Below are 24,540 nucleotides of genomic sequence, written 5' to 3'. Positions count from 1 at the left end.
TGTTGGGTGTGTGAGTGATTGCTAGAATTGAAGAAGGAAATTACACAGCTTTAATAAAGACATTATCGGGCTTCCCCGTGTCCCATTGGCGGTCAAGATAATGAAAACACATACCTAATTTTATCGTAACTCTGATTATAACCGCAAAAGACCCGAAAAGTGCTGTAACTTTTTTCCAAGCGTTCGCTTTTGGGTCACAGTTCAGGATTAATAAGTAGATTATTCTTCTCATCATATAAAGTAATTACTGCGGGATAAGTTTTGGATAAATGTTGTGGGAGCTTTTCATACTTTACGAATTGTTTTTCATTAACCACGGTTGAGATAAAGCTATAATCTTGTTCACTTAAACTTGTTGAAATATGATCAATTTGTAAATTAGAGTTCTTACCAACTAAAACTCCATAAATTCCTTTGTTGGTTTTTATGTCTTTGTACGATATATTCGGGCCGTAGCTTGAACTTTTTAATTTTAGCTTATGGTTAAACCCTTTAATCAATTCAGCATAACCAACAATTTCATTTTCAATTTGGAATAATGCGATATAAGTTGTTGATTTGTCTAGCTGTATAACTTGCAGAACATGAGGATTTACATTGCTATTATTGCCTCGATTTAGCCAGTCGTTTAGTCTAGATTGAATGTGTGTAGTATCATTTTTTATTTGGTACTGGTTTACATAATGTGATACGGCAGTGATCCCAATAACTAACGCTAATGTAACCATTATATTAAGAATGATTATTTTGTTTCGCATATTTTCACTCCTCGTACAATTAAGTTAAGTGAACGGACAAGTTAATTATTATTTCGAAGCTCATGTTCCTGATATTACCATAAATATAATTATTAAGTTGTTAATTGGCAATATTAAAGAGATGACCCAAATAAAGCGCCGTTTGAGACCCTTGCAATTGCGCATGGGTCTATCTATTTATTCTGAAATGCTAAAGTTTCAGAAATCTTTCAAATGGCTGTTGTATATTTATTCAGTTGCAACAAAATGTGCATTTCAAGATAGTTGAGAGGATGAAAGAGGTTAATGCTGCACAAAAAAAATCGTCTCATGCTCGGGCTGGCCGGCGCTGCCGTATTGCTTAACGCCATTATTTTTATCCTTGCAAAAAACGTCAAGCTTTCAGATGGTATGGGAGCTCATGGTAGCGTATTTGAGATGAACAGTATACTCCAGTGGGCGCAAAATGGCATTTTTTTATTGCCTATCGTTACCCTAATCTTTGCCGCTTACTGTTATTTCACAAATAAAGAGCATGATTATTTGCCTTGGTTGATCATACTCACACTTACTTTCTCTAGCTTTTCCATAATAAGTGGAAGTGGAGGGAGTGTTGAGTTCCATTTTTCTATCTTTATGGTCATCGCAGCGGCGGCCTATTACGACAATGTTCGGTTGATTCTGTTGATGACCCTTTTGTTTATTCTCCAGCATGTTCTAGGGTTCTTATTTTTCCCCCAGCTCGTATTCGGGACAGAGCATTATCCACTACTCATGGTCACAATCCATGCCGTATTCCTCGTCTTGACCTCAAGCGCAACGATATTGCAAATTCGCTCCAAGCGTCAAATAACAGATCAATTGGAAGCTGAGAGAGACAGCAAGGATAGCAAGGTCAGGGAGCTGCTTGGGCATGTACAATCCTTATCCGAACAGATCAGAACCACCTCTAGTAACGTATCGGAGACGATAAAACAAAATGTGCGCACCAATAAGGAAATGAAATATGCCTTTGAGGAAGTAACAGGTGGGCTGGGTACTCAAGCATGGTCACTGGAGCAAATGGGGGAAAAGCTCCGCAACATTCATGTGAGTATTCAATCTTCACTTCATTCGTCAGAGCTAATGGAAGAGAACGCAAGCTCAACGGAACTGTCCGTCGTGGCAAGTCATAACGAAGCTGGAGCACTGTTAGGGGACATGGTACTCATTGCGCAATCGGTTAGCAAGGTAGAGGATACGATGGTAGCTTTGAAGCAATCATCAAGGAGCGCGGAGGCCATGATCATTAGGATTCAACAGATGGCTGATCAGACGGAGTTGCTCGCTTTGAATGCTTCTATTGAAGCTGCTAGATCAGGTGAATACGGTAGAGGTTTTGAGGTCATAGCTAAGGAAATACGATTGCTTGCGAGTGATAGCCAGCGTGCTGCCGAGGAAATCCAAGACATTATGTCAGCGATTCGTGCCGAGAGCGATCTTACTGCCTCTCAGCTGGAAAGTGAACAGGATATGGTCCGAATTTCGATGGGTCGAGTAGAGAGCTTTGCTAAAGATTTTGACCGCGTGAAACAGACCATTGACGAATTGTTAGAGTTTATTCCCAGCATGAGCCAAATGATGGCGAACATAGAAGAAGATTCAGCTGGTGTAACTAGCGAAATGTCGCATATATCTGCAGTAATAGAACAGGGCATGAGTTCAATGGAGGAATTGATGGGCGTATGTGACAATCAAATCGAAACCGTAGAAAAAGTTGAGGTAGAAATCGAACAGCTGCATGAATTAAGTTTATCTCTTCGACAGCAATTTTCCAGTTGAAATGATGTCAATGCATCAGCGTCCTAATCTGTTTTATGTAATAAAAATTAATTCTTTACTGATCGTTCTCATAATGATATATTAAATTCGGGAGGTGAGCTTGAGTGGCAAGAAGCAAAGAATACGATGAGGATGCGGTACTTCATAAGGCCATGCAGCTCTTCTGGGAACAGGGCTATGAGAAAACATCGGTGTCTGATCTTGTTGAATGTATGGGAATCCACAGAAGAAGCCTGTATGACACCTTTAGTGATAAACATACTTTATTTCTTAAAGCTATGGATCGTTATGCCGACATCATGAATACTCGCCTTCAACGTGGAATCAAACAGGCTGAAACAGCTTCGCAAGCTATTCATTTCATTTTCAAGTACACCATTGAGGATAGAGAGGGTTCTTCACCTATGGGGTGTCTATTCGTGAATGCTGCTATAGAGCTTGCTGGGCGTGATGCGGATATAGATTCCAAGGCAACTAAAGGCTTCGCAACGGAGGAACAGCTACTCTCGGATATTATTCAATGGGGTCAGCAGGACGGAGAATTTGTATCTGATTTGGATGCCAAAGATCTCGCGGAGCCCTTGCTTAATACACTTCTGGGACTTAGAGTAATGGCACGAACATCGATAAGCAAAGAAAAGCTGTACCGGATAGCCGAAATTTCAATTAAGGCTTTGCACAAATAGAGAGATCATTCTTTTTTTAAGTAAAAGAGAATGATCATTCCCGTAATGGAGAGCTTTTTCAATCAATTAATAAGTTTCACCTCACCCACATAATTTGCAATGACAAAGGAGACGATTTAGATATGACAACAGCACAAAATTTAACCGGTAAAGTGGCGTTTGTAACGGGCGGAGCTCGGGGTATTGGATTGGAAACGGTGCGCGGGCTTGCTAAACTAGGAGCTACGGTAGTAATTGGTGCACGTGATGCTCAGAAGGGGAATGAGGTCGCTCAACAGTTTAAACAAGATGGTCTCAATGTAGAAAGTATTAAAATCGACGTGAATGTGCATGAAGACAATGTGGCTGCTTATCAATACTTCGATAAGAATTATGGGAAGCTAGATATTCTGATCAATAATGCAGGGATATTGCTGGATCAGGAAAATGTTTCTATTGAAGTTATTAACCGAACAAGTACAATACCGCTGAATATTGTTCGTGACACATTTGATGCCAACTTCTTCGCTCAAATTGATCTGACACAGCTTCTATTACCACTCCTTCTAAAATCGGATGCTGGACGCATTGTGAATTTATCGAGCGTGCTCGGATCACTTACTCTACATGCAGATTCTAAATCACCTATATATTCGATCAAAACATTTGCTTATAATGCATCCAAGACAGCGCTGAACGCTTTTACAATTCATTTGGCAGCTGAGCTTAAAGGAACATCCATTAAAGTGAACTCTGTTCACCCTGGTTGGGTTCGGACTCGATTAGGTGGAGGTGCTGCGGACATCGATGAGGTAGAAGGTAGTCGTACAAGCATTTTGGCGGCAACACTACCTGAGGATGGCCCGTCCGGGAGCTTCTTCTATCTCGATGATACATTGCCTTGGTAAACAACGAGTTATCGTTACAATTCGGTCCAGGATAAATCTCGGCCCTCACTTCATTACATGGTGGGGGTTTTTTACAATGATTTTTATTATGGTTGTTTACTACTGTTTATTGAAAATACTTAAAAACCGTTCATAAATCATTGTAGACTTTGGAGCTTATTTGCTTTTATATATTTACCGTCTAATTCAACTGCAATTGATTCTTTAATATCTATGTTAACAATTTCATAAATCTTGCTTCCAACAGGTAGAATATTTGATTCCCCGTTATTTTTTATCTCTAATGTGAAACGCTCCACTATGCCGAGATCTATTCCGAGCCCATCTTGATGGATTTCTTCAAGTGATATTCCGTAGAGATTATCATCCCAAGCAATATGTGCAGGATAGGAATCCAGCGATTGGATTTCTTTGGATAATTGTGGTATGTTTCTCGCTTGATTTGAGCATCCAGTCAAAAAAGCAAGTATAAGCAAAAAGCAGATAACAATAACTCGCATTAAAATCCCTCGTTTGAAATGGCAGTTTTTTACATCAAATTATTTAACATAACGCGATTCATAAGCAAAAGGTTGCTCTAAACTGCCTGTTCAAATAAAATTTAGACCTTCAGCACCTCCTTCATGATTTGAGTTCGCTCTTAAAGGTACCAGCTATTCTTCCACTATTATGTATCACCTGATAATAATCGACATGAAGCAACAAATAGTAATTAATTGGGATTAATGTAAATATTTATTTTATATGGTATTTTAATTGGGGTTGCACTTACTGGGCAAAGGAGGAATTTTACCTTTTAGTACGTTTTTTAATTCAATTGCTTTCAATATCTACTTAAACTTAATGTTAACTATTTTCCCACTTTCAACGAAGCCTATTTTTTGGTAAACCTTATTTGAATCTGGATTGTTTAAGTCAGCATACAGCATAGGTACTAAGCTCTCAGATGTGATGATGGAGCATAACTCTGCGACTAGTGCGCTTGCATATCCTTTCTTTCTGAAGGAGGCTGGGGTGTAAACCGCATTGATTCTGGCATGTCTTGGAGAGCGATGTGCGATATTAGCCATTGATGCAGGATGACCGTCTACGAACCAGAGATATAGACCACCTGTATCAATGATTCCCACTGCTTCTGGAATTTGAGTAGCTGGGTCCACCACGATCCCATATGCACCCTCTGAGAAGCCGGCCAAAAACTCCGCTACAGTTTCCACGTTTTCTCTCGTTGCTTTGCGCATTGTTCCCCTTACATTAACCGGCTTATGTAGTTCTGAACAAAAGTAAGACTCTAATCTCATAGTAGGTTGATATTGAACACTATTTGCCTTGGAATAAATTTGCGCAAAGCGTTCTGTCAGCGTTGGTTCTCCAGAGACTCCTGGCAATGTAGTCCCTTTAAGGAAATCTATTAGTTCTTGCAGTAGCTCATCCTGCCTAGTTACGGAGATGTTCTTAGAAATCCAAATCCACGCGTTGTTTCCCGTTGACTGGGCATAGATCATCGTTTCATCATCTGCCTTTAAGCAGGAAGAACCCGTTGATTCGGAAATACGGTGGAGCAGATTGTATTGAACTTCATTAGAAATAAACGTATTGTTACTCAACACTCGATCGGCCGCATTAAACTTTTGTAGCATAGAATCTCCTCCTCGAATGTTTATAATAAAGCAAAAAACTCCAGCCCATAAGGGGGGAGTTAACTTCGCGTTACCTTAGAAGTATTATATAATTACTTGAATACCCTGTAAATCATCAATGGTTTTCTTCTCAGCCATTCCTAGGGGCAGAAGATGGTTGCATCATGGTCTGACCTTGCTGCATTGAACCCGTCATTTCGGAATAGCTCTTTTGGCAAACCATATTGGAAATACGAGGCACGGATACTATTTCTCCGGGATTCAGTTGATTTGGATTAGCGATGTGCGGGTTCGCTTCCTCCAGTATGGAATAGGGGATGTTATATTTGTGCCCCACTGCTGCTAACGTGTCACCATGCTGGGCTTGGTGTTGCGCGAATAACATGTCATCTGTTTTCTCATCTCTGAAGAAAGGAAAGAAAAACGGGGAGAAGGAGAAGAACGGAAATAAGAAACGATTTGGGAAAAAAGGATGAGGGAATGGTCGGAAGAAGGGGCGTCCGAAACCTCCTCCAAAACCACCACCTGGGAAAAATCCGCGATCCATAATATAACCTCCGCTTAAAATAGTCATTTGTCTATATAGGGTATTACAGTGATGGTGAATAGGTTACAAATCGGTCCATTTATTGACACATTGAAGCTAGTTATCTATAATTACAATATCCAACAAAACACATTGAATAAGTTGTATATATGGAAGAAAAAACGTTGAAAAGTGGGAAATATGATGACTCAAATAAATAAATTGTATAATAGCGTTACAGAATTGATTGGTAACACGCCAGTAATCAAGCTCAATCGACTTGTCGGTAAGGACGATGCAGAAGTATACGTGAAATTAGAATTGTTTAATCCAAGTGGCAGTGTCAAGGATAGAGCAGCTTCTAACATGATTATACAAGCAGAAAAAGCAGGTCTCTTGAAGCCAGGCTCTACAATTATTGAGCCGACAAGTGGCAATACTGGAATTGGCTTGGCCATGAATGCAGCTGCGAAAGGGTATCGGGCCATCTTAATCATGCCGGATAATATGTCTTTGGAACGCATTAATATCCTTAAAGCCTATGGCGCAGAAGTTGTACTTACCGCAGCTGACGAAAGAATGCCCGGTGCAATCAAGAAAGCTCTAGAATTAAAAGAGGAAATTGCGAATAGCTTTATTCCACAACAGTTTGAAAACCCAGCTAACCCAGATGCCCACAAGGGGACGACTGCACTAGAAATTATTGAGCAGATGGAGGGTAGGCTAGATGTCTTTATCGCAACATCTGGAACTGGTGGGACGATTACAGGGACCGGAGAGGTGTTAAAAGAAAAGATTCCTGGTATTCGTATTGTTGTTGTTGAACCTAAAGGCTCCCCTGTTCTCTCAGGAGGACAAGCGGGTCCACATAAATTGGTCGGAACAAGTCCCGGATTTATTCCTTCCATATTGAATACAGAATTATATAACGAAATCGTTCAAGTTTCGGATGAAGATGCCATACGAACGATGCGTGAATTGGCTTCACAAGAAGGAATTTTAGTCGGACCATCTGCCGGGGCTTCCGTATGGACGGCTTTGGAAGCCGCGAAAAAGCTTGGGCCAGATAAGCGGATTTTGTGCATAGCTCCAGATTCTGGAGAGCGATACTTGAGTATGAACTTATTTTAATAGGAGAGGTGTTTATAATGGGGATTTCAGAGCAATATCCAAATGATTTTTTACTCGTGAATGCTGATTGGGTTGAGCAACAATTGCATGACGAGCAAGTGGTAATCATTGATGCTCGACCGAAGGGATATGAGGAAGGACACATTCCCGGGGCAGTTTCACTGACCTCTGGGCAGTTGAAGGCGGCAGATGGAATTCATATCATTTCTTCCGAGCGGTTTACAGAGTTGGCGCAAGAGAGAGGAATAAATGCGGATACGACCGTTATTGTATACGACGATGGTTTGTCCAACAATTCCGCACGTGTTTTCTATGCCTTAGAATATTACGGTAAATGGGATAATGTTAGGATATTGAATGGTGGCTTCACCTCGTGGAAAGCGAGCGGAAAAACTATTTCTAAAGATACGGTCGAGGCTCGGCAAGGGAATTTTGAAGCGACTATCAATCCGGAGTTAATTACAACCCAAGGCCAACTGGTGCAGGAGTTAAACGGGGAGCAGGTAGTTCATCTTGATGCTCGTACGATAGAGGAATTCCGTGGGACAGAACTGAGAAACAACGAGCGGGGTGGCTATATCCCGGGCGCGATTCATCTGGAGTGGACTGATACTATCGATAAAACAATTCCAGATCAGCCGAAATTCAAAAGTTATCTGGCGTTAAAACAACTCTTCGAAAGCGCTGGTGTGCAGAAGGAGAAAACGATCGTTCCTTACTGCCAAACTAACGTACGCGGAGCGCACCAATATTTTGTCCTCAGATTACTTGGTTATCAGAATGTTCGACCTTACGAAGGATCATGGGCCGAGTGGGGCAATGATCCTAACACACCAATAGCGATTGATTAATGACGTTAACATTAAAGGGATGCCACCGCGGCATTCCTTTTGTTGTGCGTGGGGGCGCCCGCGTTTATCGACCAATTAGTCCGTTGAGAGCGGCTTGTAGCACGCCGAACCTCGCTTTCTGACCAATTAGTCCGCTGAGAGCGGCTTGCAGCCGGCCGAACCTCGGTTTCCGACGAATTAGTCCGCTGAGAGCGGCTTGCAGCGTCCGAAACCTCGCTATCCGACGAATTAGTCCGCTGACAACGGCTTGCAGCCGGCCGAACCTCGCTATCCGACTAATTAGTCCGCTGAGAGCGGCTTGGAGCACACTGAACCTCGCTATCCAACCAATTAGTCCGCTGAGAGCGGCTTGCAGCGCCCGGAACCAAGCTTTTCGACCAACTAGTCCGTTGAGAGCGGCTTGCAGCGCCCGGAACCTCGCTATCCGACCAATTAGTCCGCTGACAACGGCTTGCAGCCCCCTGAACCTCGTTTTTCCACCAATTAGTCCGCTGAGAGCGGCTTGCAGCGCGCGGAACCTCGCTATCCGACCAATTAGTCCGCCCACAGCGTCTTGCGGCCCCCGAATCCCCGTTTTTCCACCAATTAGTCCGTCCACAGCGTATTGCAGCACACAGAACCACGCTTTTCGACCAATTAGTCCGCTGAGAGCGGCTTGCAGCCCACTGAACCTCGCTTTTCCACCAATTAGTCCGCTGACAACGGGTTACAGCACATCGAGACTCGATATCCCGCCAATTAGTCCGCCGACAGCGTCTTGGTGCACGCCGAACCACGCTATCCGACGAATTAGTCCGTCCATATGGACTTACAACACATCGACCCCCCGTTTTTCGACCAGTTAGTCCACTTTAATTCTTGTCTCTAGCCTACAATGAAGTTATAATAAGGTTGTTAGTTTATAATATAAATCTTAGTTTACTATAATAAACTAAGGAGCTAGATTTAGATAAGTATGGCAAGGTCTCGCTCAGAACCATCCAGAACTACCTAGAACTATTTAAAACAACCTAAAACAACCCAGAAATACCCACAACAACCCAGAAGCTACGACAATTGGTTTGGCAATTGGCAATACTATCATATACATACTTAGGAGTTGTGCAGTCATGAGATTGAAAGATAAAATCGTTTTGATCACGGGTGCAGGATCGGGAATCGGTAAAACGACCGCGTTGCTGTTCGCGTCCGAGGGAGCTACGGTAATCGTGAACGATCTGTCGGAAGAGAGTGGACAATCGACAGCGGAGGAAATTGTTCGGGCAAACGGGGAAGCTCTATTCGTCCAAGCAGACGTGACAAGCCCCGAGTCGGTGAAAGCGATGGTAGATCGGATCATTGAGAAGTACGGTCGTATCGATGTGCTATTTAATAACGCGGGCATTAGCGGTGTCGGGGCGGTTCATGAGCTTGAGCTCGACACTTGGGAACGGGTAATGAAAGTCAATGTGAACGGGGTTTTCCTCCCGAGCAAATATGTCGTCCCCCATATGATGGAGAAGAAGAGGGGCTCCATTATTAACATGTCCTCCTGTGTCGCGGAGATTGGATTAGCGAGGAGAACGGCATACGCAGCGACGAAGGGCGCGGTGCTTGCTTTGACCAAGTCGATGCAGGTTGATTATGCCTCCTATGGAATCCGGGTAAACGCGATCCTCCCAGGTACGATTCTGACCCCGTTCGTGGAAAACTATTTGAAAACCGCTTACGACGATGCCGAGAAGGCTTTGGAAGGTATTAAGAAGCGGCAATTAAGCGGCGAGCTCGGCCTTCCGATCGATGTTGCTTACGCTGCGCTTTACCTCGCTTCTGATGAGTCTAGATTTATGATGGGTTCTCCGCTGTATATAGACGGTGGTGCGACGTTTGGTAAAGACGCGTAAGCGTTGGAGAAGTATGAAATCGTAAGCTACAAAAAACCGTCAGGAAGAACTGACGGTTTTTTCTGTCATATTTTCGATACCAAGCTGGAGTCTCACATTGTATTTGATAGGCTGGAGCAACTGACGAACTAGTCAAAAGAAGGACTTTTTTCATAATTGATCGAATTTGTATCTACAGCAAATCTGAGATTTACTGGGGTGAAACTAAGTGGGTTTGAAGTCGAGGCATTCGCTGGAAGTTCTAAGGAAACCACGATTGTTTGTAAATCGAGAAAATGCATTGCACGTATTCATCCATTTTCTCGAACAGAAAAGTGAAAAGAACGAAATTACGGTTTTGAATTATCATGGGATGGGCGGTATAGGGAAAACATATCTTTCTCGACACTTACAGCATCTCCAGCAGACAAGCTACCCTAACTCCATGTTTGCTTATCTGGATTTTGAAGATTCGAATGCGTGGGATCCGATAAAAGCTATGGATAAGCTTCGATGGCATTTGTCTCGCTCATATCGCATCGATATGGCTTATTACGATATTGCAAGAACCGTTTATGAGCGGAAGTATAATCCGGATATTCCTTTGCGCAAAGAAGATCTCAACTTTTTTGAAGAAGGGTCGGCTCTAGCTAATATTCTAGATTACTCGAAACTTGTTCCGGATAGCGATAAGTTCTTAGCGTGGATAGCTCTCATTTATAAAAGCGGTAAAAAGCTGATGAATTGGGCTACAGCTAAACAACTGGAATACCTTGAACAGTATTCTAAGCTTAATCCCAGAGAAATGATTCCCTATTTGTCGCAATTTCTAGCCATGGATATCAAAAGATATTTATCCCTAAATAAAAGAGCTCCTTTGACAGTGTTTATAGATTCACACGAAGCTCTGTGGACCGTAAACAGAACACAAGGGTCAATGTCGAACAAAGACGAATGGATCCGTGAGCTTATCATTCACTTACCCGAAGCACTTTTCGTCATTTGTGGTAGAGATCCATTGGAATGGAACAAAATAAATCACGAATGGTCTCAAGTCGTTCATGAGGTGCCTCTTGTTCCCTTTAAACATGCCCATTCACAAAAATTTCTATATAATTGTGAGATTGATGATGAAATCATAACGGATACCATTATTAGTACTAGTGCAGGAATTCCGTACCTTCTTGATAGATATGCTTCAGAATACGAACAGCACACAGAGGAAAATATCGAATCCCTAAGGGAACGAGTATCACAGCTCAACGTGGGAGAAGATGCAATTAGACGTTTTTATTTGTACTTAAGCGACGAGGAAAAGAGAGCCATCAATATTCTTTCGATCACGCATAACTGGGACTATGGTCTCTTTAAGGAACTAATGATAAAATTCAATCAAGGCTTTCCGATTGCACATTTTTCCAGTCTATGTCGCTATTCGATCGTTCAAGAGATAGAGACTACTGGCACTTATACCATCGACAGAGTCATGAGAGCATTCATATTAGAACAAATGGAACAGTCAGAACCAGAGCTTACGAACGATATAAAGCAATATGTGGCTAATTATTATAGTGATCTCATCCATAATCTACAGAAAAATGGGATTGATGCGAGATCTGCTATTAAGCTCACAGAGACGATGGTGGAGGAAGTCTCACGCATACTTGAACCTGAACAATTCGCTAATTGGTTAGCAAAACATAAAGCAATTGGCTATTCACCTTTGTTTGTTGGTCGTGCCAACGAATTAATTGAAATACATGCGTTTCTCAGTAATTCCCTATATAAGGGCATACTTATAAATGGTAATCCAGGAGTGGGGAAAACAGCGTTAATTCAATTCGCATGTAAAAAAGCAAAAGAGCAGGATAACTGGCTGACAGTAATGATTAGGGGACGCGATCTCGACTATTCTCATGCTGCTTCCGTATTCCATGATGCTAGTAAATCATTGGAGACGGATCTTGGCCTTGAGTTATCTGATCTGCATGAAGCGGCGGATAAAGTTATTTTTGATGGTGAAGCGTGGATTCGTGAGCTTCAAAAGGTAATACGTGAGCACAACCGTTTCGTCATCATTGCTGTCGATGGTATCGACGAAATAAACCCAATGGATAGGGATGCTGTAGCGCTCCTTATTAAGATGTTCCGAGCATCGGAAATGCCGGATGTACGATGGATTTTTACTTCAAGAGAGCATGCCTTTCATTTCAATGATAACGAAATGACTACGATGCAATTGTCAGCCATGAAAGAACGAGACATTGTACTTCTGATGCGCGCGCACCTAGATAATGAAGGTATACATATTACGGAGCAAGAGCTCTACTCCATTGCCGCAAGCACTTTAGGCCAGCCTTGGATGGCCAGAATCGCAGCTATTTATCATTGGCGTAACGTTGCCAGGCCATATATTCCTACGTGATGCCGCTTAAATTGTGGTAATGCTAATGGGTGTTCAATGCGATAAGCAAAGGGAGGGGCTTTTGTATCGGAAGAGGAACGGAGGGAGAGCATGAGCTTTCTCAGCGACATGTTAAATCACTTACTGGAGCAATACGGATATAGCGTCCTCTTTTTTTCTCTTTTTCTTGAAATGCTTGCCCTTCCGCTACCAGGAGAACTAATCATGACTTATGCAGGGCTCATCGTCAATCAAGGAAAACTGGATTGGTTGCTGAGCATCCTTATCGCAGGGACAGGCACAACACTCGGGATGACGGTTACTTACTGGATTGGGTATCGTTTGGGAAATCCTTTTTTCGAAAAGTACGGCTCCCGTTTCCATTTCGGTCCGGATAAATTCGAAAAGGTGTCGAAATGGTTCGGCCGTTATGGCAATAAAATGTTGATCATCGGTTATTACATTCCCGGAGTTCGCCATATTACAGGCTATTTCTCAGGTACGACACGGCTTCCTTTTCGTAAATATGCTTTGTATGCTTACTCGGGCGCCTTTTTATGGGTATCTGTCTTCATTTCGCTTGGCAAGCTACTCGGTCCCAAATGGGAGAAATATCATCACACCGTTAATGTCTACATACTCGTCATTGGGTTGATATTGGTGACCGGCTATGTTCTATTTATTCTCTATAAGAAGAACAAGCAGCGTATACACGAGCGTATAGATATTTGGTTGGAAAAGGGAATGCAGCATTACCATTCCGCTCGCAAAGTAAAGGTTATCCTGCTCACTGCAGGTGCGTTATTCATTGCTCTCTTTTCATTAATGATCGGGCTCATCGAAAATTTCTTAGAGCATGAATTTGTTAAATTCGATGAGATTACTATTTATATCGTCGAGCAGGTATTTGATCATAGTTGGACGGATTCCATGAATCGGTGGGCATTCTTTAGCTCCTATCGGATTTTGCTGCCTGTCATACTTCTCGCAAGCTTATGGATCTGGTTTAAGGGGAAGGATCGACTTCTGACAATTGCATTTTTTGCCCTAGTTGTTGTGGGAGGGGAAGGACTGGCGGAAGGACTGCGGGGTATATTCCATCGCATCGGCCCTAGCGGCAATCCATTTACTTTCCCAAGCGAACATGCATTCATAGCGTTGACCGTATATGGATTTACAGCCTTTTTGCTCTTTCGCCACCATGGAAAGGTATTAAGACGCATAATAGTTGTGTTAGCGGTTTCCTGTTTATGTCTAATTATAGGGATTAGCGCGGTCTATTCAGGAAATGAATATCCTAGTGATGTCATTGTCGGTTATGTGTTGGCTGGCCTATGGATTAGCTTAAATGTAATCTTATTAGAAGTTTTCCGATTAATGAGAAGTAACCCACAATAACCAAAACTAAAACAAATTTGAGCGATATGTTAATCAAATAGCATTAAGGATCAAAAAAACCGTCAATCAGCGCAGCGGCGCGGCTTGACGGTTTTTTGTCGTTCACATTGGAAGAAAAAGGATTGATAGCGTATGCACAGATCGTTGTTTTAGACAAAAAATCGGTTTTGTGATCAAAGACTTAAAATCAGAAAAGCATTAAATTAATCATGTAAGCGATAACAAAGGAGTTGATTCGATTGAAAAACCGCAAGATTATGTTCGTCAGTCCGCAACAGGTTGAAACCGTAGAAGAAGAGTTCATTCCTGCAGCACTGGCTGATAATGAAGTACTCGTGAAGCTGATATATTCGCTTATTAGCCCGGGAACGGAGCTGGCGATGTTGTCCGGTAAGGAATCGTGGGCACAATTGCCGGTTTGTCCAGGCTATGCTAGTGTAAGTCAGGTCGTTGAAGTCGGGCAGGGTGTTACGGACTTTAAGATTGGTGATAACGTGTTTCATTACGGAAGCCATTCTGAATATCAAGTTGTATCCACAAGCCAGTTGTTAATCAAGCCCCCGGCCGATCTGGATTTAAGATGGGTGCCGTTTACTCGGATGGCAACAGTTGCGTTTACATCCGTACGCGTTTCCAATATTGAAGTCGGAGATTACGTCAGCGTAACAGGCCTTGGCTTGGTTGGAAACTTAGCCGCTCAGCTGGCTCGTCTTCAAGGAGCTTTCGTCATCGGCGTCGATCTATCGTCCAAACGGATTGAAACCGCTAACCAATGCGGCGTAGATTACGCGCTTAACGGCGGGAATGGAGGGATAAAGGAGCAAATTCTTGCATTAACAGGAGGACAGGGCGTGTCGACGCAGATTGAGGCGACGGGCGTACCACAGGTTGGCGTTGAGAGCCTTGGATGGATTGGTAGCTTGGGGGAGATCGTTTTCCTAGGCAGCCCTCGAGGAGAGTTCAACACAGATGTGACGGATGTTCTAAATTATTGCCATCTTTACAACCGGGGCTGTATTACGTTTAAGGGGGGCCATGAATGGCGGTATCCGACAGAGCCAAACGCGTTCGTCAAGCATTCATTAGTCCGAAACTCCAAAATCGTATTTGAGCTAGTGAAGCAAAATCGCTTGCAAATCGAGCCATTACTCAGCCACGTGATCAAGCCAGAGCAGGCGAAAGAAGCTTACGAAGGCTTGAGAAACAACAAAGACGACTACAACGGCGTATTGTTCGATTGGTCCTAGGAGGTATAACAAGTGATAAGAGGATTAACACGGGCTGGACTGGGAACGATCGAGTCATACGAGCAATTGATTTCAGGCGCGGCACAATATGGCTTTAAATCAGTAGATCTTGATCCGGTTGATTTTATCCGACAATATGGACAGGAAAAAGCGACGCAGCTGCTGAAAAGCAACAACGTCATTATCGGTTCATTTGATTTGGAAGTCGATTGGCGATCGAGCGAGGAGCGATTTCGCGAAGGCTTGAAAGCGTTGGTGGAATCAGCCGAAGCTGCTGCGTCCTTAGGATGCTACAAGTGCTGTACGTATATTCTTCCGTCTACAGATGAGGAAGCAGCTCCATTCATGGCTGTGGCGACACGCAGATTAAGGCTTTGTGCCGATATTCTGGGAGCATATGGCATACGTCTCGGACTAGAATTCGTAGGCAGCTGGCATTTGCGGACGCACTGGGCTAATCCATTTCTATGGAAAATGGAAGACACGCTGGATTGGATCGAGACGATTGGGGCGCGGAATGTGGGCTTGCTAGTGGATTCTTATCATTGGCATACAAACGGACTAGCAGTAGACGATCTCTTGAAATTAAAGCCGGAGCATATTGTACACGTTCATATCAATGATGCTAAGGACGGCCCGATTGAGAAGCTGTTGGATGGCGATCGGTTGTATCCAGGCGAAGGCGTTATCGATTTGCATGGATTTCTGAAAGGATTGCAGATTGCAGGCTATGCCGGAGTCGTCGCGCAAGAAGTGTTGACACCTTCTACTTCTGCAAGCGTAGAAGAGCTACTGGTAAGATCCAAGGCAGGGTTCGATAAGGCATTCGCTAATTTATAATCATCGGAGGGGTTCATATGTATATTAAAAATAGAAAATTGCATATGCTTGTGGTCGTTTTACTTATCGCTTCTATCGGGTTAATCGGATGTGGCAAAAAGTCTTCAGATGGCAATGGGGGCGAAGAAGCTTCTGCTGGTAAAATCAAGCTGACAATCGGACATTTCGATATCGACGCGAACGGCGCTTTATTCCAAGAAGCCTTGAAGGAGTTCCGAGCGGAGCACCCTGAGGTCAATCTTGTCGAAGACGGAATTCCGCACGATCCTTACCGGATTAAAATGACGACGTTAGGGGCTTCAGGAGATCTGCCTGACATGTTCGTAGCGAACGGCTCCATGCTGCTCGACTATATTCCGAAGGGATATGTTGGAACACTAAACGAAGCATTGGATCAGGATCCGGAATGGAGAGACAGCTTTTTGCCGAACAGCTTCGACGAGTTTACGACTGACGGCAAAATCTACGGCATACCGACGGCGATGTTCTCTGCTCATGTCATTTACTACAATAAAGAGTTGTTCGAGAAAGCGGGTATCACATCTTTCCCGACAACTTGGGATGAATTTACGGCAGCGATTGGCAAGCTCAAGGATAGTGGTGTTATCCCGATTGCCATGGGCAACAAGTCGAATGTACCGGTAGGTTCGGTATTATTCGGTACTTTGGCCGACCGTTACACGGGTACGGAATGGTTCAAGGAAATGAAGGCGGGTACAGCGAAGTTTACGGATCCCGATTTTGTAAATGCTTTGAAAGCGCTACAAAATTTGGCGAAGATAGGCACGTTCAACCCGGACATTAACAGCATTGACGGTATGCAGGCAAACACTTTGTATTTCAATAAGCAAGCAGCCATGCTTATAGACGGCGCTTGGGCGATGAACGGTTTTACTCGCGAAGCTCCTAAGGAAGTTCAAGAGGTGACTGGACTGGCTGTTCTTCCACCTGTTCCAGGAGGGAAGGGCGATCCTAACACTGTTGCAGGTGGTGCTGGTTGGTCGATAGCCTATAATTCTAAGCTTGAAGGAGCGAAGAAAGAAGCGGCGATCGCGCTGATCAAAAAAGTAGTCGGTCAGGAGTTCGGAAGGAAGAAAATCGAACTTAACGGACAGCCACCAGTAAAGGTAGCGGAGTATGACGAATCTAAGCTTTCTCCGTTGTCGGTCGAGTATTTTAAGCTGGTGAGCGACAAGAAGTTCTCGCCGATCTATGATATCCAACTTAGTCCGGCTTTGGTCGAAGTGATTTACAAGGGACTTCAGGATCTGCTAATCGGAGGAACTACCCCTGAGGATCTGGCTAAGAAAATACAGAGCGTAAGGGATACTCAGAAGTAACAACGGCTGCCGGGAAACTAATCACAAGAGAGGCAGGGGGAGCGATGCTCCCCCAAGCCTCACTTATCTTTCAGGAAAAGAGTGGATTGTATGCGCAGTAGCCGACTTTTCAAACTGCAAGCCGGACCGGCATTTCGTTATTTAGTTCCTATTTTTATCATTTACGCGTTCACTGTTTTGCTGCCGTTGTTGATCTCGATGTACTACAGCGTGCACAGTGAAGGTAACGCTAAATTCGTCGGGCTGCAAAATTATGTCGCGCTCGTGAAGGACAACGACTTCTGGTTTTCGCTTAAAAACAACATCATCATCGCTGTTATCTGCGTTGCAGGACAGGTAGGGATAGCTTTTCTGATCGCCTCCTTTTTTATGACAAAGCTTCTGAAGCTGGAGGGGCTGCATCGGATCGCGATTTTTTTGCCCGTCGTTCTGGCTCCTATCGTAACTGGATACTTGTGGTCGCTAATCTACAACTATCGCATGGGAGTACTCAACTGGGTGCTAAAACTCTTTAACATGGACCCCGTGTTATGGCTTGATAATCCTAGCTATGTGCTTTATTCGGTATCGGTTCCGCTTGTTTGGCAATATATCGGCTTGTACTTCATTATTTTTCTGGCAGGGATGCAGAACATATCGAAGGAAGTGCTGGAAGCGAGTGAAATTGATGGAGCTACGTGGTACAGAAAAACGGTGTACGTCATCTTACCTTTGTTGAAAAATGTAATGAGCGTTGCCCTGATTCTCTGTATTACCGGAACGTTAAAAGTGTTTGATCACATTTACGTTATGACGGGTGGAGGACCAGGTCGTAGTTCGATGGTGATGGCGCAATACGCGTACAATAACGCCTTCACGATGAGCCGATTGAGCTATGGAAGCACGATATCCATCGGCATGCTTATCTTGTGCGCGATTATTCTTCTGGTGATGTCCAGATGGATAGGCGGTGGGGAAGAAAAATGAGAAAAAAATCGTCTTTTGCGGTAAAGCTGGGTTATGTGGGAACAAATGTGACTGTTTTGCTATTTACCTTATCAGCCCTGTTTCCAATTGTTTGGATGCTTTACACCTCTTTGAAAACAAATAAGGAATTCAACTTAAACACGATGTCACTTCCTTCAAGCCCTACGCTGGACAATTATTCGAACGCTTTCAATATCGGAAATATTGGTTCCGCGATATTCAGCAGCTTGCTCAACACAGTCATTGCGGTGCCGTTGATCATTGTTTTCTCTTTTGTCATCGGCTATTTTTTTTCCAGAATCGAATTCAAAGGCAAGAAGATCATGATGCTGCTGTTCTTGGCGGGCATGATGATTCCGATTCACGCATTGCTTGTGCCGTTGTTCGTGCAGTTCAAGTGGATGGGGATGCTAGATAGCCGCTTCACTCTGATTCTACCGTACATCGCGTTTCATTTGCCTGTGGCGATCTTTCTATTTGATAGCTTTATTAAAGGAATATCCAAGGAAATCGAAGAGGCGGCTTATATGGACGGAAGCTCGTTCGATTACACGATGTTCAGAGTCATTCTTCCGATCTGCATGCCGATCATGTCGACAGTTGCCATTCTAAGCACTCTCGGCACATGGAACGAATTCTCATTCGCTCTAGTGCTGAATAAGTCTTCCGAGCTGTTCACGCTTCCGATATGGCTAACCTTCTTCAGCGGCCAGTACACGACGGATTATACCGGGAAAATCGCCGGTCTAGTAATGACCTCTCTACCGATAATCGTCTTGTATTTATTTTTCAGTAACAAGATTATGACCGGCATGACCGCCGGAGCGGTAAAAGGCTAACAAGGTTCGTTGTTTTGGACAAAAAACAAGTGTTGGCGATAAAGACCAGTTGATGTGCCTGATTTTATACTGAGGTAGGAAAAATCTTTACGATATTAAGGGGAGGCTTAATCATGTCTAATTTCAAAGGAAACGTTGCGGTACATGCCATTACGTGGGGAGAAGATCATTTCAAGGCGCTTGAAGAAGCTTCTAAGCTAGGCTACCGAGCGATTGAGCCATGGGCATCGTTCGTTCTATCCTACGAGGATCGAATGGAGGAATTCAACGAGCTTTTGGCGAAGCACGGACTTGCGATGACGGCCCTTTACGGCGGAGCATCTGGAGGGATGAATCGGAGATTCTCGAATCCTGAGGCTCGTCAGGAAATCATCGATTACAACGTTCGTCTAGCGCGCGTCATCGCCAAAGCCGGAGCTGAGCATTTGGTATTTGGTCCCGGCGGCCCCCGCCAGAAGCCTACAACTCTGGAGGAACTGAAGCATGCTGCGGTTACGATTAATGAGGCAGCTAAAAGAACGTTCGAGCTTGGAGTCAAAGCATGTCTGCATCCGCATTTGTGGACGGAGGTACAGGACGAGAATGAGCTCGACGAGCTTATGAGCCTGTGTGATCCTGAAGTGGTGTTCTTCGCACCGGATTCGGCTCACTTGACTGGTGCAGGTATGGACCCAGCGGCGATCATTCGGAAATACCGCGATCGGGTCGCTTATGTGCATTTGAAGGATTTGACGTCCAAAGAGGCGACGAAAGAAGACTTCCCGATGCTGTTAGGCAATGAGGCGCTCCCAGTATTCTGCGAGCTTGGGCTTGGTTCTATTGATTTCCCGCCGATTATAGAAGCTTTGAACGAAATTGGCTATAAGGGCTGGATGACTGTCGAGATTGATAAGTCGACGAGTACCCCGCTGCAGAGCCTGGAAATTTGTCGCGATTTTGTCGAACAGCAGCTGAACATTCCGATCAGAGGAGTGTGAGCCCGTCATGATGACTAAAAAAAAGGTGCGCATAGGCATGATCGGCTATAAATTTATGGGTAAAGCACATAGCCATGCTTATAGAGATTTGCCCTTTTTCTTCGATACGGAAATTGAGCCCGTGCTGCAAACGCTTGTCGGAAGAGATGAGAACGCCGTTCGGCTCGCAGCTGAGAAGCTAGGCTGGCTGAGCTACGAGACGGATTGGCGCCGCCTGCTGGAGAGGGATGATATCGACGTTATCGATATCGGCACCCCGAACAGCTCGCATGCGGAGATCGCCATTGCGGCGGTAAAAGCAGGCAAGCACGTTCTCTGCGAGAAGCCTCTCGCAATGAGTGCCTTGCAAGCTAAGGAAATGTGGAAAGCCGCAGAGCAATCGGGCGTCGTCCATATGATCTGCCACAACTATCGTTTCTCGCCTGCCGTGCAATTCGCGAAGAAGCTCATTCAAGAGGGTGTATTGGGAGATATTTATCATTTTCGCGCCCAATACTTGCAGGACTGGATTATGGACCCCGAGTTCCCGCTCGTGTGGCGCATGAGGAAGGAAGTGACCGGATCGGGAACGTTGGGCGATCTGATGGCACATTCCATCGATTTGTCTAGGTTTTTGGTCGGGGAAATTACCGAAGTGTCAGGCCTCATGGAAACATTCATTAAGACGAGACCTGTTGGCGAAATGTCTGGTGGATTGGGAGCAGAGGCAAGCGGTGACGATAGAGCAGAAGTAGATGTGGACGATGCAGCTGCTGCACTTGCGAGATTCGAAAACGGAGCGGTCGGTGTGTTCGAAGCGACTCGTTTCGCCAAAGGAAATCGCAACGGAAATCGCATCGAAATCAACGGTTCCAAAGGTTCGGTCCGTTGGACTATGGATCAGATGAACACACTTGAGTTATATTTAGAGGATGACCCTATCGGCATGCAGGGCTTTCGGTCGATTAACTGCACGGAGGTTGCACACCCTTATGCGGGAGCTTATTGGCCTGCGGGGCACCCTATTGGATACGAGCATACGTTTATCAATTTGATGCATGAATTTATGCGGGGAATTTCCGGAAAAGGCAGCAGCCCTTCCCCTACCTTCGAAGACGGGTATCGAAACCAGGTTGTTCTGGATGCAATTGAGCAATCGGCGACTACCGGGGCGAAGGTTTCCATTAAATATTAGATAAAGCTTCAAGATAAAGCATCAATGTCAGTCAGGAGGTTAATGCGATGGATCAATCATGGATGAACAGCATATCCCCTTTCGTCAGGGCCGCTAGAATTATGAAGTCTAGCTCGTTGACTGGGGAGTGGATGGATCACGATCACGTCTTTACGTATATCGAGCAAGGGGAAGCGGAATTTTTCCTAGGCGGCGTAAAGTATGAGGCTCGAGAGGGCGATATTTTGCTTATGCATCCTTTGATGTCCCATATCATTAAATCGACCTCGACAGTACCATTGATTCAATTTATATTTCACTTTGATCTTTTTTATGATGAAGAACGAAGCTTAATCATAAATACGCACGCGTCGAAACGGATGAGGAAAAAGGTCGTCGAGAGGGAAATGCAGCTGGCTTCGATTGTCCCAATCTCCCATCTGCAAATAGCGGACCGGATTGATTTGAAAAAACGGTTTTTGCTGCTGCACAAGGAGTTTTTGGATAAACGGCCCGGAGGCTCCCTGATGATGAAAGCGATTTGCCTGGAATTACTGCACATTTTCTTGAAAAACCAAACGGATCGCAAGGACGACGAAGGCAAAATGACAAAGGGATGGGCATTTATCGAAAAAGCCATTAACTTTATTCATGAAAGCTATTCCGACGCTCAGCTTAACAACACGTCAATCAGCGAGTATGCTGAGGTGTCCACGAACCATTTGTCTCATTTGTTCAAGAAGCAGCTTGGCATATCGGTTCAGAAGTACGTGACGCATATACGGATAGAGCAAGCGAAAAAAAGAATCATCGAAGGCAAGCTTACGTTAACCGAGATTGCAGATGTGGTTGGATTTTCCAGCATTCATTTGTTCAGTCGGTCATTCAAAGCAACGGTCGGAATTACACCTAGTAAGTTCGCGGCGATGCAATCCGCTTTAATAAACGAAAACAGATAACGGAGGAAGATAAATATGGCAAATTTTAAATATTCGGTAGGTCCTTGGAACGTACATGAAGGAGCGGACGCATTCGGTCCTGAAGTAAGATCTTCTATTTCTTTCGAGCAGAAGCTGACTAAATTCAAGGAAATCGGGTTTACGGGTATTCAGTTTCACGATGACGACGCAGTACCGGATATGAACGACTTGTCAGAAAGCCAAATCAAGTCGCGTGCGAAGGAACTGAAGCAGCATTTAGACTCGCAAGGCTTGGAAGCTGAGTTTGTCGCTCCACGCTTGTGGATGGACGGAAGAACGATTGACGGCGGCTACACTTCCAATTCGGCAGAGGACAGAGAGTTTGCGTTATGGAGATCATTGCGGTCCATCGATATCGCAAGAGAGCTTGGTTCAGATCGTCTAGTGCTGTGGTTAGCGAGAGAAGGTACATTGTGCGCGGAGAGTAAGGATCCTGTCCTCAGCCTGCAGCGCTTGCGCGAAGCAGTAAATACGATGCTTGCCTACGATCCAGGCATTCGCATTCTGATCGAGCCAAAGCCGAATGAACCAATCGACCGCAGCTTCGTTCCAACGGTCGGACATGTACTCGGATTTGCTGCTGGAACGGCTGATCCTAGCCGCGTCGGTGCTTTACTTGAATCCGCGCATGCTGTGCTTGCTGGTCTTGACCCTGCTCTGGAAATGGCATTCTGCTTGGCGCACAACAAATTATGGGGTGTCCATCTGAACGACCAAAACGGTCTTCGCTACGATCAAGATAAATCGTTCGGTGCCGAAAATCTGCGTTCGGCCTTTAACCAAGTTAAAGTGCTTATGGATAGCGGATACGGCAGCAATGGCGAATATGTCGGTCTTGACGTTAAGGCGATGAGAACACAATACGGTGAGCTATCTTATGCTCATTTGGAAAATAGCTTGAAAATGGTTAAATTGCTAGAGGCCAAGGTTCGTCGTTTGGATAGGGGCTTAGTGGCTAGCTATCAGGAATCCCGGAACTATGAAGCTCTTGAGATGTACATCATGGAGCTATTGTTGGGCGAAAAATAAGCACTATTCCTATTAAAGAGGAGCCGAAGCGCATGTGAAATGCGCTCGGCTCCTCTTTGCATTCTATTGAGACGCAATGTGTGTTTAGCTAACGAACGCAGCGTACACTAACACCCCCGCCAACCGCAAAAAATCGCCGATAGGGAACGCAGTACACTAACGCCCCCGCCAACCGCAAAACAGCGTTGATAGGGAACGCAGCGTACACTAACGCCCCCGCCAACTGCAAAACAGCGTCGATAGAGAACGAAGCGTACACTAACGCCCCCGCCAACAGCAAAACAGCGTCGATAAGGAACGCAGCGTACACTAACGCGCCCGCCAACCGCAAAAAATCGCCGATAGGGAACGCAGCGTACACTAACGCCCCGCCAACCACAAAAAATCGCCGATAGAGAACGCAACGTACACTAACGCCCCCGCCAACCGCAAAAAATCGTCGATAGGGAATTCCTGAGTTCGTTACAAAGTAAAACCATTTCATTTTGAGCAAATAAGAGTTACTCGATTCGTCAGCCATAGGATCGGATAAATGGGCTCATCGACGACATGTGAACGGTAAATGGAAGGATGTTAAGAAGAAAAACCGGTAAAATAATGATTTTTAATATCACTTTTAAGATTTACATAGACTTCCTTGTAGAAATCATTGTCTGTATAAACGTCAGAGTCATTATTTTTATTTTTTTCGATTAACCAATTTGAGATCGTTTGTAGATCATTGATAGCAATCGCAATCTGGTCGATATTTTCATAAGCTCCATTGCTATTACTTTCGAGAAATGTTCGATATGCACGGAGCTCGGAAAGATAACCATTTGATATAAGATTCCGCGACTCTATAATGCCTTTACCACTGAGTTGATCGGATACAAGCTTCGATGCTGCCAGATAATAGGAGTCGGCAATTTGAATACTTTCAATCATTTGACTTAAATGATCGGGTTTTTTAATGTATTCTAGAATATTTGTACTACCAGCCGCAGAAAATACATTTGCAAACGTTGCTGCTTGATCACTTATGAAATTTCTCGCTTTATTCGTATTATCATTTCTTTCAGAGTTAATTGTATTGTATTGATATATATTTAGTCCTATTGAGATGATGAAAAGCAAACAAATTGTGCTTACTAGTGCTTTCCCTAAAAATGTTGATTTTTGTGTCATTAGTATAGCTCCCTCATAATTAAGCCCATTAATTAATCTCATTAATTCATCCAATGCAT

At 44.3% G+C, this 24,540-nt stretch carries 24 protein-coding genes; 17 read left to right on the top strand and 7 right to left on the bottom strand.

Annotated features, from left to right (window positions below):
* Positions 1-194: 194 nt before the first annotated feature.
* The gene (locus KCTCHS21_RS16760; RefSeq protein ID WP_130610660.1) at positions 195-758 is read right to left on the bottom strand and encodes a hypothetical protein; all 564 of its coding nucleotides are present in this window, start codon (positions 756-758) and stop codon (positions 195-197) included.
* Between the two features lie 285 nt (positions 759-1,043).
* Between KCTCHS21_RS16760 and KCTCHS21_RS16755 the strand changes: the two genes are divergently transcribed.
* The 3 genes from KCTCHS21_RS16755 (at position 1,044) to KCTCHS21_RS16745 (ending at position 4,131) form a co-directional block, all read left to right on the top strand.
* The gene (locus KCTCHS21_RS16755; protein WP_130610657.1) at positions 1,044-2,558 is read left to right on the top strand and encodes a methyl-accepting chemotaxis protein; all 1,515 of its coding nucleotides are present in this window, start codon (positions 1,044-1,046) and stop codon (positions 2,556-2,558) included.
* Between the two features lie 104 nt (positions 2,559-2,662).
* Entirely contained in the window at positions 2,663-3,244 is a 582-nt protein-coding gene (locus KCTCHS21_RS16750) for a TetR/AcrR family transcriptional regulator (protein ID WP_130610655.1), read from the top strand.
* A 122-nt stretch (positions 3,245-3,366) separates the two neighbouring features.
* A complete protein-coding gene (locus KCTCHS21_RS16745; RefSeq protein WP_130610652.1) occupies positions 3,367-4,131 on the top strand; it encodes an SDR family NAD(P)-dependent oxidoreductase in 765 nt (254 codons plus the stop codon).
* Between the two features lie 137 nt (positions 4,132-4,268).
* Here KCTCHS21_RS16745 and KCTCHS21_RS16740 read toward each other — a convergent pair whose 3' ends face one another.
* The 3 genes from KCTCHS21_RS16740 to KCTCHS21_RS16730 all read right to left on the bottom strand — a co-directional run bounded on the left by KCTCHS21_RS16740 (position 4,269) and on the right by KCTCHS21_RS16730 (position 6,318).
* On the bottom strand, positions 4,269-4,631 hold the full coding sequence (locus tag KCTCHS21_RS16740) for a hypothetical protein (RefSeq protein ID WP_130610649.1): 363 nt from the start codon (positions 4,629-4,631) through the stop codon (positions 4,269-4,271).
* Between the two features lie 330 nt (positions 4,632-4,961).
* Complete coding sequence (locus KCTCHS21_RS16735; RefSeq protein WP_130610646.1) at positions 4,962-5,771, bottom strand: GNAT family N-acetyltransferase; 810 nt, start codon at positions 5,769-5,771, stop codon at positions 4,962-4,964.
* Between the two features lie 130 nt (positions 5,772-5,901).
* On the bottom strand, positions 5,902-6,318 hold the full coding sequence (locus KCTCHS21_RS16730) for a LysM peptidoglycan-binding domain-containing protein (RefSeq protein WP_130610643.1): 417 nt from the start codon (positions 6,316-6,318) through the stop codon (positions 5,902-5,904).
* 180 nt (positions 6,319-6,498) lie between these two features.
* On the opposite strand from KCTCHS21_RS16730, the gene cysK reads away from it, so the two are divergent.
* Positions 6,499-7,428, top strand: coding sequence for a cysteine synthase A (cysK, locus tag KCTCHS21_RS16725; RefSeq protein WP_130610640.1), 930 nt, complete (start codon positions 6,499-6,501; stop codon positions 7,426-7,428).
* A 17-nt stretch (positions 7,429-7,445) separates the two neighbouring features.
* Entirely contained in the window at positions 7,446-8,279 is an 834-nt protein-coding gene (locus tag KCTCHS21_RS16720; protein WP_130610637.1) for a sulfurtransferase, read from the top strand.
* Positions 8,280-8,343: 64 nt separating this feature from the next.
* On the opposite strand, the gene KCTCHS21_RS16715 is transcribed toward KCTCHS21_RS16720, so the two are convergent.
* Positions 8,344-8,877, bottom strand: a complete 534-nt coding sequence (locus tag KCTCHS21_RS16715; RefSeq protein ID WP_162309343.1) for a hypothetical protein — start codon at positions 8,875-8,877, stop codon at positions 8,344-8,346.
* Between the two features lie 511 nt (positions 8,878-9,388).
* On the opposite strand from KCTCHS21_RS16715, the gene KCTCHS21_RS16710 reads away from it, so the two are divergent.
* The 12 genes from KCTCHS21_RS16710 to KCTCHS21_RS16655 all read left to right on the top strand — a co-directional run bounded on the left by KCTCHS21_RS16710 (position 9,389) and on the right by KCTCHS21_RS16655 (position 23,314).
* Complete coding sequence (locus tag KCTCHS21_RS16710) at positions 9,389-10,162, top strand: SDR family NAD(P)-dependent oxidoreductase (RefSeq protein ID WP_130610632.1); 774 nt, start codon at positions 9,389-9,391, stop codon at positions 10,160-10,162.
* Between the two features lie 256 nt (positions 10,163-10,418).
* Complete coding sequence (locus KCTCHS21_RS16705) at positions 10,419-12,566, top strand: ATP-binding protein (RefSeq protein ID WP_130610629.1); 2,148 nt, start codon at positions 10,419-10,421, stop codon at positions 12,564-12,566.
* 90 nt (positions 12,567-12,656) lie between these two features.
* Positions 12,657-13,943, top strand: coding sequence for a VTT domain-containing protein (locus tag KCTCHS21_RS16700; RefSeq protein ID WP_130610626.1), 1,287 nt, complete (start codon positions 12,657-12,659; stop codon positions 13,941-13,943).
* A 239-nt stretch (positions 13,944-14,182) separates the two neighbouring features.
* Entirely contained in the window at positions 14,183-15,190 is a 1,008-nt protein-coding gene (locus KCTCHS21_RS16695) for a zinc-dependent alcohol dehydrogenase (RefSeq protein ID WP_130610623.1), read from the top strand.
* Positions 15,191-15,202: 12 nt separating this feature from the next.
* A complete protein-coding gene (locus tag KCTCHS21_RS16690) occupies positions 15,203-16,030 on the top strand; it encodes a sugar phosphate isomerase/epimerase family protein (protein WP_130610620.1) in 828 nt (275 codons plus the stop codon).
* 17 nt (positions 16,031-16,047) lie between these two features.
* Positions 16,048-17,370: an ABC transporter substrate-binding protein gene (locus tag KCTCHS21_RS16685; RefSeq protein ID WP_130610617.1), complete on the top strand. Its 1,323-nt coding sequence runs from the start codon at positions 16,048-16,050 to the stop codon at positions 17,368-17,370.
* Positions 17,371-17,460: 90 nt separating this feature from the next.
* Positions 17,461-18,336, top strand: a complete 876-nt coding sequence (locus tag KCTCHS21_RS16680) for a carbohydrate ABC transporter permease (RefSeq protein ID WP_130610614.1) — start codon at positions 17,461-17,463, stop codon at positions 18,334-18,336.
* The gene (locus KCTCHS21_RS16675) at positions 18,333-19,175 is read left to right on the top strand and encodes a carbohydrate ABC transporter permease (RefSeq protein ID WP_130610611.1); all 843 of its coding nucleotides are present in this window, start codon (positions 18,333-18,335) and stop codon (positions 19,173-19,175) included. The genes KCTCHS21_RS16680 and KCTCHS21_RS16675 overlap by 4 nt, the downstream gene beginning before the upstream one ends.
* A 113-nt stretch (positions 19,176-19,288) precedes the next feature.
* Positions 19,289-20,152, top strand: a complete 864-nt coding sequence (locus tag KCTCHS21_RS16670; RefSeq protein ID WP_130610608.1) for a sugar phosphate isomerase/epimerase family protein — start codon at positions 19,289-19,291, stop codon at positions 20,150-20,152.
* A 10-nt stretch (positions 20,153-20,162) separates the two neighbouring features.
* Complete coding sequence (locus tag KCTCHS21_RS16665; RefSeq protein WP_130616552.1) at positions 20,163-21,326, top strand: Gfo/Idh/MocA family protein; 1,164 nt, start codon at positions 20,163-20,165, stop codon at positions 21,324-21,326.
* Between the two features lie 47 nt (positions 21,327-21,373).
* Positions 21,374-22,264, top strand: a complete 891-nt coding sequence (locus KCTCHS21_RS16660) for a helix-turn-helix transcriptional regulator (RefSeq protein WP_130610604.1) — start codon at positions 21,374-21,376, stop codon at positions 22,262-22,264.
* 15 nt (positions 22,265-22,279) lie between these two features.
* Positions 22,280-23,314, top strand: coding sequence for a TIM barrel protein (locus KCTCHS21_RS16655; RefSeq protein WP_130610601.1), 1,035 nt, complete (start codon positions 22,280-22,282; stop codon positions 23,312-23,314).
* Positions 23,315-23,402: 88 nt separating this feature from the next.
* Here KCTCHS21_RS16655 and KCTCHS21_RS16650 read toward each other — a convergent pair whose 3' ends face one another.
* Together KCTCHS21_RS16650 and KCTCHS21_RS16645 are read right to left on the bottom strand one after the other, a co-directional pair.
* On the bottom strand, positions 23,403-23,834 hold the full coding sequence (locus KCTCHS21_RS16650) for a hypothetical protein (RefSeq protein ID WP_130610598.1): 432 nt from the start codon (positions 23,832-23,834) through the stop codon (positions 23,403-23,405).
* Positions 23,835-23,887: 53 nt separating this feature from the next.
* Positions 23,888-24,535 carry a hypothetical protein gene (locus tag KCTCHS21_RS16645; protein ID WP_162309342.1) on the bottom strand — a complete coding sequence of 216 codons (648 nt, stop codon included), beginning with the start codon at positions 24,533-24,535 and terminating at the stop codon, positions 23,888-23,890.
* Positions 24,536-24,540 lie beyond the last annotated feature (5 nt).

Source organism: Cohnella abietis (genome assembly GCF_004295585.1).
Lineage (GTDB): Bacteria > Bacillota > Bacilli > Paenibacillales > Paenibacillaceae > Cohnella > Cohnella abietis.
The sequence above is the reverse complement of the archived record's forward strand: the minus strand, read 5'-3'. Positions and strand labels throughout refer to the sequence as shown.